A 14,262-nucleotide genomic window follows, 5' to 3' on the forward strand; every position below is an offset into this window, starting at 1 on the left:
AGATGAGCAGCTGCTCACCTCTTTTCTGATTAATTCCGGTTAATAATGACCAATTTCATTTCCGTCATTTCTTCAATGGCATATTTCAGCCCTTCGCGGCCAGTTCCGCTTTTTTTGACTCCGCCATATGGCATGTTGTCGACACGGTAAGTTGGGATATCATTAATGATAACACCGCCGACTTCCAATTTTTCTGCGGCAGAAAGAGCCAGATTGATATTTTCTGTGTAAATCCCGGCCTGCAATCCGAATTCGGAATCATTGACCAAGTCAATCGCTTCCTCAACGGAAGAAACCTTATTGATCAAAACAATTGGAGCGAAGACTTCCTGGCAAGATACCTTAAGCATTGCATCCACTTCCAGCAACACAGTTGGATGCAGGATATTTCCTTCAGATTTACCTCCTGCTGCAACAATCGCACCGTGTTGTTTAGCCTCAGCGATCCAATCCAAGCTTCGCTGTACATCGCCAGCGCTGATCAATGCCGAAATATCCACCGACGGGTCCAAAGAATCTCCAAGTTTCAAGCCATTCGTTGCTTCTGTGAATTTTTTGACGAACTCATCATATACCTCTTCATGAACATATGCACGCTGTAAGGAAATACAGACCTGCCCTTGAAAAGCGAATGCTGCCGATACACATCGTTGGATGATTTTATCGATATTGATCCCTTTATCAACGATGACAGCCGCATTCGAACCTAGTTCAAGACTCACTTTCTTTAACCCGGCCTTATTGCGGATCCCGATTCCGACAGCCGGACTGCCTGTGAATGAAATGCTCTTCACCCGTGAATCGGTGACTAATTTATCGCCGATTACCGAGCCGCTTCCGGTAACTAAATTAAATGCACCTGCCGGCAAATCCGTTTCGGCTAAGAGTTCAGCAAGAAATAGCGAAGATAGCGGTGTTTGGCTTGCAGGTTTCAGGACAAGTGTATTTCCGGCAGCAATCGCCGGGCCTACTTTATGGGCAACCAGGTTCATCGGAAAATTAAAAGGCGTAATCGCACCAACGACACCTAGAGGCTCACGGACTGTGTATCCTATTCTTCCTTCTCCGTCAGCTGTAGCATCCATCGTCAATGTTTCTCCATGAATCCGTTTTGCTTCCTCTGCTGCAAATTTATATGTGGCAATCGTCCGGGATACTTCAACCATTGCCGTTTTAATCGGTTTCGCTGCCTCTTTAGCAATTATTTCAGCTGCCTCATCTTTGCGGCTTTCCAAAAGGCTCGCAAGCTTTTCAAGTATGGCAGCACGTTTATGACTAGGTAAAGCTGCCATTGTTTTTCTAGCTTGATAGGCTGATTCTATTGCCAACTCGACATCTTCAAGGCTTGCCGAAGGAATCTCCGCTAGAACTTCCCCGCTATAAGGAGACTTTAGTGTCGTGAACTTTTCAGCTTCTTGCCATTTACCATTAATAAATAATTTCTTTTTCAGCGTTTCCGTCATGACCATCACTTTCACCTCTTATAAAATTTCTTTTTCGACAGCAGTAAATGTCTCATCAAGGATTTCAATTATTCTTTCGACTTCCGATTTAGTAATGATTAAAGGCGGTGCGAATACGAGTGTATCTTGATCAAACGTAACAGAACGGCAAATCAAACCATTCTTCGCCGCTTCAGCAACCAGCCTTGGAGCAAGCTGTGTCTCAAAGCCTTCGCCTGTTTGTTTGTCCTTTACGATGGAGATGCCTCCAATTAATCCAAGTGCCCTGACATCACCAATAATCGGATGTTTGCTTTGAAGCTTCTTAAAGCCGGCAAGCAACTCTTCACCACGCTGTTTCGAGTTTTCTATCAGGTTTTCACGTTCAATTATTTCAATATTTTTCAAAGCAACCGCACAAGCCATAGGATGGCCACTGTATGTGTAGCCGTGTAAAAGCGTGCCTTTTGAAAGGGCAATGAAATCCTGATGCATCTTATCATTCAGGACGACCCCGCCTAACTGTGCATATCCGCTTGTCACACCTTTTGCAAAGCACATCATATCAGGTACAACACCAAAGTGTTCAATCCCAAAATAAGTCCCTGTTCTTCCGAAACCTGTAATGACTTCATCCGTCACCATTAAAATGCCGTATTCATTACAAATCTCCCTTACTTCTTTAAAATAGCCTTCAGGAGGAAGGTTCACGCCGCCGGCCCCTTGAATCGGTTCAGCGATAAATGCCGCAATCGTTTCCGGTCCTTCCTGTTCTATGACCTTGCGCAACTCCTCAATGGAGGAACCGTCCACATGGTAAAAATCCGGTGCGATTGAATTCGTAAAGTCTCGGAACGGCTTCAAGCCAGTCGCACTTGTGGCTCCCATTGCCACTCCATGATAAGATTTCGAGCGGGAAATGATTTTTTGACGATTAGGCTGCCCTTTCAAAAGCCAGTAATGTCGAGCAAGCTTGATAGCCGTATCATTCGACTCCGATCCACCTGAAGTGAAGAAAACTGCATTCAAATCCCCAGGCGCGATGGAAGCGATTTTGGCCGCTAAACGGATTGCCGGCTCATTGCTGAAAGTGGCGAAACTTGAGGTGAAAGCTAACTTCGCCATTTGTTCCTTCGCGACATCAGCCATCTCTTCTTGTCCATGTCCAATATTCACATTCCAAAGTGAAGCCATGCCATCAATGACAGTCCTGCCCGTTACATCCGTAAGATATATTCCCTTTCCTTCCTTAAAGATGAAACTTGGACCATCTGCCTGCTGTTGTTCAATTGCCGTAGTCGGATGGATAAAATGCTTTTTATCCAAATCGATTAATTCCTGAATACCCGTCGTCTCTTTAATCATGTAAAAAACACCCTTCTCATGTATGGATTTTTTTCAAGCTAGTTTTTTTATATTTATATATATAGATATAGCAAGATGCATGCCAAATTATATGAGCCTTATATTAAAGGTATTCAAATTAAAATGATTCATAGATGAATCATTAGGAGTGTGTGTTGATTCATATACAAATCATTCGATTCGAATTTGGATCACTCAACACCCATTCATTAAATTAAATATTAATTTACACAAATTTTTGAATCCCCCTCTTTATTTTCTAATTGATGTTATAAAACCTGACACACAATGTTGAATTTTCGGAAGATTTGTATTATTATCATGTTAATATTTTTTCATTCCTTTTGAGCCGCTATGTTAATCTAAACGAAAGAAGTTGATATATATGCAGGTAGGATTTGAACTGTACCAAAAACAAACATTGAAATTGTCATTAACCCCTGAATTACAGCAATCGATCAATATCCTTCAATACTCCACCCATGAACTGATAGATTTCCTGAACCGACAGGCTTACGAAAATCCCGTTCTCGAAATTAGCTTTAAAGAACCCCTCGCAACACTTTCTGAATCCAGCATTCATACACATAAAATAAATTCTCAGATACGGTCCTCTAAAAGTAAAAGTTTCAACGGAGACAATGATTACAACCCTATCAACAATTATTCAATCAACACAGAAACACTGGAAAGCCATTTACTGGAACAATTGAGTTTACTAAGTTCGTTGAAAGCATTTGAAAAGAAAATTCTCCAATTCTTGATTGGGAACTTAAATGAATATGGATTTCTTGAATTGGATGCCAATTGGGCTGCCTCGCATTTTTCCGTGTCCGTGGAAGAAATCGAAAATATGATTCAAGTATTGCAGTCCCTTGACCCCATTGGAGTCGGGGCTAAAGATCTGACCGACTGTTTACTCATTCAGCTGCGTGAGCATGAGGATTACAATGAATTGGCGTATAAGATCGTTAAAAAGCATTTAACGGATTTAGCAGAAAAACGCTACAGGAAAATTGCCGGCCTTTACCAAGTGACCGTTCAGGAAGTACAAGAGGCCTCGGACTTCATCCGTACGTTAAACCCGCGTCCAGTCAGTCACTTTTCCGATGATATGACTCATTACATCGTTCCGGACGTTTACGTGGAAAAAGATAAAGAAGGTTTTCTGATAACGGTCAACGATAGCTGCACACCTAAACTTTCCATCAATCCTTACTACAAGAACCACGTTGCTATGAATTCTGTTAATCCAGCTAAAGATTATATAAAGGGGCACATAAATGATGCCCAATTACTTTTAAAAGGGCTTGAACAAAGGCAAATGACACTTTACAAAGTGACAGCGTCAATCGTGGACGAGCAGCGAGAGTTTTTCATGAAGGGAATTACGGGATTAAAACCTATGACACTGAAAGACATTTCGGAAAAACTTCAGCTTCATGAATCAACAATCAGCAGGGCGACGAGCAATAAATATATCCAGACGCCGCATGGCCTCTTTAAACTAAGGAACTTCTTTACTAGAGGGTTACACCGCGTGAACAGCCAAGCAACCGAATCAACGACCACCATCAAAGAAAAAATAAAGGTACTGATTGCCGATGAAGATAAGATAAGGCCTTTTTCAGATCAGAAACTTTGTCAAATATTCGAAAATGAAGGAACGAAGATCTCCCGCCGCACTATTGCAAAATACCGTGAAGATCTCGGTATACCTGGATCTTCAAAACGGCGCAGATTTTAAAATCAAACCAAATTTTTAAAAAGACTCTTTCAAAAGATGTATCTTTCGTAAGAGTCTTTTATATTTTCATCACAACCAAAAGCCCCTGAAGCAGGGGCTTAATAAACAGTTTTGGAATCTTAATATATCGTTTTATTTATTACCCCATTTATCCTTGAAAATAAGTTCATCCATCGGCCTTCTTTTTTCCCAATTAGCAAGTTCAAGAATGGGTTTATCCGGATATTGATCCGTATAGCCAATCGACAGGAGTGCTACGGGTTCTATATGCGGCGGAATCTCCAAAATATCGCGAATATCATTTTTCTTATAAAAGCTTACCCATCCCATTGCCAATCCTTCCGCACAGGCAGCCAGCCACATATTTTGAATTGCGCAGGCCGTGGATAGAATATCGGTTTCCGGAATGGAGTTCCTCCCTAAAACATGGGAGCCGCCCCGTGTCGGGTCGCATGTAACACAAATAGTGTATGGTGCTTCTTTTAATCCTTCCACTTTCAAACTAAGAAACTTATTTTCTTTACCACCTTCATAATGAATAGCGAGTGCCCTTCTTTCTTTATCCGCTGCCCATGCCAAACTGTTTTTGGTTTCCTGAGATGAAATCACGATGAAACTCCAAGGTTGCATGAATCCTACAGACGGCGCATGATGTGCAGCATCCAAAATTCTGCGGAGAATATCCTTTGAAATGGGCTTTGGCAAAAAACTCCTGATATCCCTTCGGTTATAAATGGCTTTATATACGGCAGCTTGTTCTTCATTAGTAAACATAGTTTCCCCCCTGTTTCTGGCTCCCCAGAAATTTATCTAAACATACAATCTATTTTATAGGTAAACCCTTACAATTAAAATATCCTCTGACTCAGCTCGTTCCGTCCACAACAAGATTCGCTCTTTCTTGAGGCCTTTGCGCACCCACATAGAGATCTTCATGAACCATCCAATTATCCTCCCACATTTGACGCGCATCTTCACCATCCCGCTCAAGGCCACGTTTCAAACGCTGATCACGGGGACATTCCACCCAAATCGTGAAATCATGGTACCCTGCCAATTCTTTACGGATAGAATAAGTTCCTTCTATAATGACAAGGCCCCCAGCAGGAACCTCATGCCATTCGGCCATAGTGTCCGTTTCCCAATCATACCTTTGATATTTTGCTTCTTTCCCCTCTTTAAGCGGTTTTAGGATTTGGTTACAAACACGTTCCCAATCATAATCCGCTCCAATCGGCTTTTGGGATGGAGGCAGTTGAACCCTATCCGATGATGGCAAATAAAAGTCATCCATATGTACGACCGCGCTGCCCGGACATTCTGCTTGGATACGGGCAGCGAGTGTACTTTTTCCAGACCCGCCCCGGCCATCTATGGCCAATATATAGAGAGATCGTTCTTTGGAAATTTCGTGAATTTCAGCTATAAGACTGCTAATCGTATACGGTCCATTAAGTGTTGGAAAGTTCATAAGCATTCCCCCTATACTACTTATTTCTATTCATCCTCCCTTAAATTCCTTCCTTGAGGGGATAAAATGAAAAAACTAAGATGAAGGGTACTGTTATTTAATAAAATCCAATTTTCGATATGGACCTTGTTTCAAACAAATAAGAGATTAGGTCTTTCACTAAAGAAAAACGTTTAGGATTCTTCGAACAGAAGTAAGCTGGACAGTGTATACCCCTCTTGGATTACAGGCGTCACTAACAGTCGTTTGGGAAACTATATAAAAATGATTTGACTGATGCCGACCTATTTCTCACAGATCCTGAACTTCAAACTTAGCTTTCCATGAATACTATTGGCCGCTTCCCAATAGGTTTTCCTGTTCTGCGAGCATTACGGCTATCTTATCCTGGATTGCCGTAATGCCTTTTTCTTCTACAAAATTATTCAAGATGATTGAAAATATGATTTTTTCCCCTCTTTTGGTCGTCACATAACCTGATAAGGAGCTCGTTCCTGAAATCGTCCCTGTTTTCGCACGAACATTCCCGGCTGCAAGTGTCCCTTTCATCCTCTTTCTAAGCGTACCGCCCACCATCCGATTTTCGTTGCCTGCAATCGGTAAGGCATTCAAGTAAGCAGGAAACCACGTTTTTTCCTGAACGGCATACAGCAGCTTCGTTATTTCATTCGCTGGTATCATATTGACTTGTGAAATTCCAGATCCATCACGCATCATGATCGTTTGCATATCGAGACCCATACTCTTCAGCTGATTTCGAGTAACCTTCAAACCATCCTTCCAGCTTCCTTCCCCTTCTGCCTCTTTGCCCATTTCCTTTACCAAAACCTCGGCATGGCTGTTATTGCTCAATTTCATGAAGGGAATAAGCAGCTGTGAAAGCGGCATGGACTGATGAGTGGCAATCATGTCCGCTCCTACTGGCGTTTTCCCTTTTTTCCTTTTTCCCAACACTTTAATTCCATGTTTCTTCATTGATTTTTCAAATAGGCTCAGCGCATATCCTGTGGGATCTTCCACCGAAATCCACTCTTTGGTCACACCGGAATGCTCCGGAATGGTCCCGGTCACCGTAATCACTTGTGTGCCATGAGACCGTTCGACTTCAATTTTGTTATTAGCGTCTGCCGATACAGTTTTCGTTTTGTTGATGACCTTCACGTAATCGGTTTCCGGCTCCAGCTTCACCGTTGCCCTCTTCCCAGCCTTTTCCCCAGGGGTCATCTCCACGATGATGGTACCGGTATCGTAATCTTCATTCGGGGAAGCGGTTAAAGCCGAAACGGCTGCACCGTAATATTCCTGTCCATCGCTCCAAACTAAGTCTTGGGAATAACGAACATCATCATACCAAGAATCATCGCCTATAAGATCCCCGTGAACGAACTTAACTTGCCTGTGCTTCAGTGAAGCTGCCAGCTCATCAAAATCCTTTTCCAATAATGTGGGATCTCCTTTTCCCTTCAGGTATACATTGCCCTGCAGAACCTGGCCAACCTGCACTCCTTTTATGTATAGTTCCGTTTGAAAAGCATGATCTTCCCCTAAAGTTTCCAGCGCAGCTGCTGCAGTCAAAAGCTTAAGGTTCGAAGCAGGCCGCAATCTCGTTTGCGACCCCCGTTCATAAATCATTTCCCCCGTTTCAGCTGAACGGATGGAAATTCCCGTCAACGCTCCAGCCAATCCTAGCGAATGCTCCAATATTCGTTGAATTTCCTGCCCTAAGTTTCCATCATCATTCGCAGCCTGCATCGATTCTCCATTAAAAAAACAAATCAAAAACAGGAAGAATATAAAACTCAACTTCCTTTTATACGTCAAACCTATCACTCCCACTCTAGAAACTCACCACTTCTATCTTGTCCATTTTTCGGTCATATAAAAAGAAAAGATCCACTAGAAAACTCCTTATTTATACATACTCGGGAAACTGCAGGATTATTCGGCCGCCACTCCATGGTATGCGGCTGCATAATTGCTTTACATGTACTTATAATAGGGAACTTTTTTGCAAGATAATCCGTATAAGTATAAAGACATAGTAAGGAGTGAATATATGTATTCCAAGATACAGCCACCAACGAAGAAAATATCCAAAGAATCAGTGAAGGTGTGGCGGATGACTGAAGCCATTACCAACCTCATTATCCTCGCCGTCCTTGGCATCCTATTATTTGTTGATGATTATTTCACTTGGAAAGAATGGATTGGATGGATTTTAAACGGACTTATCGTATTATCTTTTTTCCATGCTATCTGGTCCATCTTCATTGAACCGATACTATTGCAAAAGTATTGGCGTTACGACGTGAACGAAGAATTCATTCAAACAAAACGTGGAGCCTGGAGTGAAACGCATGAACTCATTCCGATGACGAAGGTTCAATCCGTCAAATTGAACCAAGGACCGTTTTTGCGAAAATACAACCTTTATTCCCTAAGCATCGGAACAATGGGCGACTCTCATGACATACCAGCCATCCCCGAGAAAGAGGCGTATGAATTACGAGATAAAATTGCCCATTTCGCAAAAATTAAGGAAGTGGATTAATGATGGAAGAACAAGCAAAACGATTACACCCTATCAAAATCCCTTTCGAATTTTGGAAATTGCTGAAAGGAAATGTATTTTTCATAATCATGCTTTATGTCCTGAATTTCGGTTCTGAAAAGATGTATATGAAGGTACTCCAAATCGGCTTTCTAGTTTATCTGATTTGGAAAGTCATTTCTGTCATCCTTAAATGGTATACATATAAATACCAAATCAAAGAAGGTACCTTATATATTACTTCAGGGCTTGTCTCGAAATCGTATCGAACTGTCCCGCTTCATAAGGTTCAGAATGTCCAGCAACGCACGACGTTATTTCATAAGATTTTCAGATTGACCTCTTTAACATTTGAAACGGGGATGACTGGTGATCAGGGTAGCGTACCTTTCGAGATGATTTCCCGAAAAGAGGCCGAACGGCTTGAGGGGGAATATGCTTCAATACAGGAACTTCCGGTAATCGAAGCGGATATTCCCGAAGAACGAATAGCTGAGGATATGAAACCAGCCTATGAAAAAACGATCCACTTCACGCCAAGCAAACAAGATGTGCTGAAAGCTTCCTTTACATCACTCAGCTTCCTGGCTCTTATCCCGATATTGGCTACGTTATATAATACACTCGATGATTTTATCGATTTGGAGAATGCCGAAGGGTTTCTTGCCAAGTTATTGGATTCATGGTGGATCATTACCATCGTTTTTGCAGGCCTCATATGTGTCGCCGTTACCTTCGGAATCGTTTCCACATTCGTTAAATATGGAAAATATGAAATTTCATCCGATCATGAGCGCATATATATCAAGAAAGGTGTACTGGATGAATCTGCTTTTTCCATTCGGAAAGAAAAAGTACAAGCAGTCGAAATCACCCAATCAATCATTAAAAGATTGCTAGGGTTGGCAGAAGTGAAACTGATCAGTGCAGGAAGCACCGGTGATGAAGAGCTGGAAACGAACACCCTCTATCCTTTTTTATCAATTGAACGGGCATATGGGATGGTAGAAGAGATTTTACCCGCTTATAAAGTGGAGCGGTCAATGAAGTCACTATCGAAACAGGCCTTAAAAATCCGAATGCTGCGGCCTAGCTTTTTCTGGATTCTCACAACATTGGCGATCTATTATTTCAACCCCTCCCTATGGTATATCTCACTGATTCTACTCGTTCTCATTTATACATTGAGAATAATGGATTACAAAAATAGCCGTTACTTAATAAATGAAGAGTTCATTCAGTTCAAAGCCGGAAGTTTGGAAACATCATTATTCATAACCAAAAGAAGCAAGGTCATTCAAATTGAGGTGGAACGTTCGAAGCTGCAAAAGCTTTTCGGGCTTGCCACAATTGAAACGATCAACCGCTCCAAGCCTGTACACCATACAAAGTTCCAAGATGTATCCGTTGAATATGCAGACGAGTTTTACACATGGTATATGGACAGGACAAAAAATATCCAAGTCGAATAGTTATCATTGAATGAAAGAGTTGACGACGGCAGTCAGCTCTTTTTTTATCCTCTATATCCCCCTCATACCTTGTATGTCGCCCACTCACCTCAAAATTAATATTGGGAATTTTCTAACTTTAAACTTCAAAAAAGTCAAAGCAGACCGAAATATCTATAGAAGCCTAAATTAATTTGAGGTATATAAGGAGAATTGTACATATGAAAAGACTGACAGACTGGTATTTTAATTCGCTAAAAAAACAAATATTGATTCCTATTTTAGCTTTGATCATGTTAAGCGGAATGGCCATCTCCTACATGAGCTATAAAAATAGTATCGAGTTGACGACCCAGGAACTTACCGGAACGACGGAAGAGCAAGTCAAGTCAAGTCAATGAACGATTCTTTCGAAATCTTTTTTCAAAAAACGGAAAGTCAATTGGATAGAATCGGTAAGTATCCTATCATGAGTACTTATGATAAGAACCCCGAATCCATAATGGATGAGTTTTCCCATACACAATCAAGCAGTTCTGAAATAAATGGTTTATACCTTGGCACAGAGAAAGATGGAAAAACATTAATATTCCCAAAAGCTGAATTGCCGGCTGACTTCGACCCAAGACAAAGGGACTGGTATCAATCCGCATTGAAACAAAAAAAACAAGACCATTTGGACGGAACCTTATACTGATCAGGCGACGGATACACTTGTCATTACGGCAGCAAAAGCCATTTATGATGATCGTGATGAATTAATAGGCGTGCTCGGTGTCGACATCTCGATCGATACATTGATCACAATGGTCAATCAAACGAAATTCGGCGAAACGGGCTATACGTTTTTGCTGGATAAGATAGGGTCATTCGTTACACATCCAGACAAGGAAAAAATTAAACAGGATATATCAAAGGAAAATATTTTCAAAAAAATGAAAAGTGATTCCGGATCAATGATCGAGGAATATGAAGGGCAAAGCCGGATCGTCGGATACGCCACAAATCCTACCACTGGATGGAGAATAGCAGGGGTAATGGATGAAAATGAAGTGAAAGTCCGTGCAAGCCCGATGATAATCGATAATATCATCACACTGTTGATCGTCTTTACCGTCACTGCACTATCTGCCATCTTCATCACCCGTTCTTTAACGAATCCCATAAAAAAGCTGCAGGAATCTATACGAAAAATGGCTGACGGCGATTTCACCTCCAGGAATTCCATTTCCAGGAAAGATGAGATAGGCCAACTTGCAGAAGACACCAGCTTAATGACCAGGAATATGAGTCAAATGTTAGGGGTTGTCAACAACCTTTCCGATAAAGTATCGGATTCCTCCATGACGCTAGTGGCTAGTGCCGATGAAAATTCAGCGGCAGCTAACGAGGTGGCCATGACGATGGAACAAATAGCAGCCGGTGCCATAGACCAAATCGAAGTCGGGCAGAATAACGAAATGGCCGTAAAGCTATTGGCTGACAAAATCAATGATCTTGAGGCGCAAACGGGCAAAATGGCCACGGAATCCGAAAATATGTTCAAGGCTTCCGAAAACGGAATCACTCAAGTGCAAGGCCTGAAACAACAATTCAATGAAACGTCCCAGATATCCAATAAGATGAGTACGGCAGTCAAATCATTGGATGCCCGATCCAATGATATTAGTGCGATCGTAAAGACCATAAGCGGGATTGCAGGACAAACGAATTTACTCGCCCTGAATGCTGCCATCGAAGCAGCAAGGGCTGGTGAGCACGGAAAAGGGTTTGCAGTTGTTGCCGATGAAGTGAAGAAATTGGCCGAACAGACGGAAAACTCACTGAAAGAAATCTCTGAAATCATTCAAGCCATGCAAACCGATACAACCAATACCGTTCATTTGATTGATCAAGTCAATCAAAAAATCCATCTTCAGGATACTTCTGTAACGGATACGGAAAATGCCTTCAGTCACATTGCATCCATCATCGCGAACACATTCAGCAATTTTGACGAAATAAAAGACATGATGAACGATATGGTAAACGAGGTCACACGGATGGCAAGCAATGCAGAAAAATTAAATTCGATCAGTCAGGAAACTGCAGCAGGAACTGAAGAAGTATCTGCTTCCGTAGAACAAACGAATGCTTCCATGGAACAATTAAATGCCCTGGCTAGTGAATTGGATGCCCTATCCCAGGAAATGCACAAAGAAATAAAGAAGTTCACATTCTAATCAAAAAAAAGGACGGGTCCTAAGGGATCCGTCCTTTTTTAACTTACGACCTATAGAGTTCTTCTACCGTTCGTTAGAGTTTCATCGGTTTCCGTTATTCCTGAGTAAGAAGAACTGGATTTTCTCGCATCCGAATCGACTAACACAAGCAGCTTGCCACTCTTTACATCCGCTTCATAACGATTCGCCTCGTCTTCAGGTATGCCCATACCGATTAATGTACCGGCCAATCCTCCTGTACCAGCACCTACAGCCGCTCCGGCTAATGTTGCAGCAAGCGGTCCAGCTGCAAGTACCGGTCCGATTCCCGGAATCGCCAACGCACCCACACCAGCTAATAATCCGGCAGCACCGCCCAAAATACCTCCGGTCGCCGCACCTGCTGCGAGCCCCTCCTCAACTTTTGTACCCGTTTCTTCATTCACTGCATTTAATTCTTCTTTATCTTTAGCTACCACTGAAATATCTTCACGATCATATCCTTGGGCCTGTAATGACTCAACAGCCTTTATGGCTTCTTCTCCAGTTTCATATACACCAATTATACGTTTATCCATATCTATCATCCTCCTTAAAGAATGTAAATTGTCGCTCCCCCTTTACATACCCCAGAGGATGAAAGTGCTAAACGTTATTTAACAGGAAAAAAAATTTGAGTTAACCCTTTCTCAGAAAGGGTATATATAATCATAGTATGCATATTTTTAGGAGGTTTTCTTTTTGCTCATCGAGTTACTTAAAAATTTAGTATCTATCGACAGTTCATCGAAAGAAGGAGCTAACCAAGCAGTTGATTACTGTGCGGACTGGCTTAAAGATCAAGGACTTACCGTGAATGTGATCGTAAATAACGGTTATAAGATGCTTGTAAGCGAGATTGGCAGCGGAGATAAAACCCTAATTTGGAATGGCCATGTCGATGTTGTCAGCGGAACGCCGGATCAATTTTTCCCTGAGGTTCATGAAGGAAACTTATATGGACGCGGGACAGCCGATATGAAAGCTGGAGTTGCAGGGATGATGTGTGCATTTACCGAACTGAAAGATAAGGACTTAGGTTTGAAAATCCAGCTTCAGATCGTATCGGATGAAGAGATTGGCGGGTTGAACTGTTCCGGATATTTAGCGAAACATGGTTATAGAGGGGACTTTGTGATCTGTGCTGAACCGACGCAATTGGGAATCGGACTCCAGGCAAAGGGTGTCATTCGTCTCGATATTGAAGTATCCGGCAAATCCGCACACGGAAGCCGTCCATGGGAAGGCGTGAATGCAATTGAAAAGGCCTATGATCTTTATCAAAAAATAAAGGAACTTCCTTTCAGCCGGGATCATACTCCCCTTTACCCTTCCCCTTCACTTAACCTAGCAAAAATAAAAGGCGGGGAGGTCTATAATAAGGTACCGGATGCCTGTTTGCTAAGTCTTGATATTCGCTATCTTCCTACGCAAAAAATGGAAGATATCATTGCTCAGATCGAAAGTGTGACAGGAAATAATGTCCACCTTAATATGTACAGTAAACCTGTAAAAACCGAAGAGTCAGACCCATTCATCACTCTGCTCCGTCCGATTATCGAAAGAAACACCAAGCAAGACGCTGTCATTTTTGGACAGCACGGCTCCGCAGATACCGTCTTTTTTGCGGCATATGATATCCCAGCGATTGAATTCGGACCAAAAGGTGAGAACTGGCATGGAGATAGGGAATGCGTCAATCTTGAATCGGTAGCAGTCTATCAAAAAATGCTAGTCGATTTCGCTTCCGAATTTGTGTTACATTAATCCAAATCATGAAAAAAGCCGGCATCACATAGATGTCGGTCTTTTTCATGTTCCGCATATCCTCTCCTACTAAAATAAACAGCATTCAATCGTCTATTATTACGTTGTTTTTTTACAAAATATACAGGACTTTAAAACCAGGGATTTAACATCCATATATTACCTAATTAAACAGGATACGCCATTATATTAACACTATTTAACAAAAATGCGCTTATACTGACATAA

At 41.8% G+C, this 14,262-nt stretch carries 13 protein-coding genes; 7 read left to right on the forward strand and 6 right to left on the reverse strand.

What is annotated here, in order from left to right:
- Positions 1-29: 29 nt before the first annotated feature.
- Complete coding sequence (locus V3595_RS21645) at positions 30-1,463, reverse strand: aldehyde dehydrogenase family protein (RefSeq protein WP_485909542.1); 1,434 nt, start codon at positions 1,461-1,463, stop codon at positions 30-32.
- Positions 1,464-1,481: 18 nt separating this feature from the next.
- A complete protein-coding gene (locus V3595_RS21650) occupies positions 1,482-2,807 on the reverse strand; it encodes an aminotransferase family protein (protein WP_485909455.1) in 1,326 nt (441 codons plus the stop codon).
- 385 nt (positions 2,808-3,192) lie between these two features.
- Here V3595_RS21650 and rpoN point away from each other — a divergent pair, with 385 nt between their 5' ends.
- Positions 3,193-4,554, forward strand: a complete 1,362-nt coding sequence (rpoN, locus tag V3595_RS21655) for an RNA polymerase factor sigma-54 (RefSeq protein WP_485909457.1) — start codon at positions 3,193-3,195, stop codon at positions 4,552-4,554.
- A gap of 132 nt (positions 4,555-4,686) precedes the next feature.
- Here rpoN and bluB read toward each other — a convergent pair whose 3' ends face one another.
- From bluB to dacB, 3 genes are all read right to left on the reverse strand, one after another.
- The gene (bluB, locus tag V3595_RS21660; RefSeq protein ID WP_133351777.1) at positions 4,687-5,328 is read right to left on the reverse strand and encodes a 5,6-dimethylbenzimidazole synthase; all 642 of its coding nucleotides are present in this window, start codon (positions 5,326-5,328) and stop codon (positions 4,687-4,689) included.
- Between the two features lie 91 nt (positions 5,329-5,419).
- Positions 5,420-6,025, reverse strand: a complete 606-nt coding sequence (locus tag V3595_RS21665) for a uridine kinase family protein (RefSeq protein ID WP_485909460.1) — start codon at positions 6,023-6,025, stop codon at positions 5,420-5,422.
- A 330-nt stretch (positions 6,026-6,355) separates the two neighbouring features.
- Entirely contained in the window at positions 6,356-7,777 is a 1,422-nt protein-coding gene (gene dacB / locus V3595_RS21670) for a D-alanyl-D-alanine carboxypeptidase/D-alanyl-D-alanine endopeptidase (protein ID WP_485909544.1), read from the reverse strand.
- 304 nt (positions 7,778-8,081) lie between these two features.
- Here dacB and V3595_RS21675 point away from each other — a divergent pair, with 304 nt between their 5' ends.
- The 5 genes from V3595_RS21675 to V3595_RS21695 all read left to right on the forward strand — a co-directional run bounded on the left by V3595_RS21675 (position 8,082) and on the right by V3595_RS21695 (position 12,249).
- A complete protein-coding gene (locus tag V3595_RS21675; protein ID WP_034305830.1) occupies positions 8,082-8,576 on the forward strand; it encodes a PH domain-containing protein in 495 nt (164 codons plus the stop codon).
- Positions 8,576-10,048: a PH domain-containing protein gene (locus V3595_RS21680; RefSeq protein ID WP_485909463.1), complete on the forward strand. Its 1,473-nt coding sequence runs from the start codon at positions 8,576-8,578 to the stop codon at positions 10,046-10,048. The genes V3595_RS21675 and V3595_RS21680 overlap by 1 nt, the downstream gene beginning before the upstream one ends.
- Before the next feature lie 200 nt (positions 10,049-10,248).
- On the forward strand, positions 10,249-10,428 hold the full coding sequence (locus V3595_RS21685; protein WP_485909465.1) for a hypothetical protein: 180 nt from the start codon (positions 10,249-10,251) through the stop codon (positions 10,426-10,428).
- A gap of 68 nt (positions 10,429-10,496) precedes the next feature.
- Positions 10,497-10,724, forward strand: coding sequence for a PDC sensor domain-containing protein (locus tag V3595_RS21690; protein ID WP_485909467.1), 228 nt, complete (start codon positions 10,497-10,499; stop codon positions 10,722-10,724).
- A gap of 22 nt (positions 10,725-10,746) precedes the next feature.
- The gene (locus V3595_RS21695; protein WP_485909546.1) at positions 10,747-12,249 is read left to right on the forward strand and encodes a methyl-accepting chemotaxis protein; all 1,503 of its coding nucleotides are present in this window, start codon (positions 10,747-10,749) and stop codon (positions 12,247-12,249) included.
- 50 nt (positions 12,250-12,299) lie between these two features.
- Here V3595_RS21695 and V3595_RS21700 read toward each other — a convergent pair whose 3' ends face one another.
- Entirely contained in the window at positions 12,300-12,806 is a 507-nt protein-coding gene (locus tag V3595_RS21700; RefSeq protein WP_241590034.1) for a general stress protein, read from the reverse strand.
- Between the two features lie 163 nt (positions 12,807-12,969).
- On the opposite strand from V3595_RS21700, the gene V3595_RS21705 reads away from it, so the two are divergent.
- Positions 12,970-14,034: a M20 family metallopeptidase gene (locus V3595_RS21705; RefSeq protein ID WP_485909469.1), complete on the forward strand. Its 1,065-nt coding sequence runs from the start codon at positions 12,970-12,972 to the stop codon at positions 14,032-14,034.
- Positions 14,035-14,262: the final 228 nt, after the last annotated feature.

It is taken from the genome of Bacillus sp. CFBP9009 (assembly GCF_036541465.1).
GTDB lineage: Bacteria > Bacillota > Bacilli > Bacillales > DSM-1321 > Peribacillus.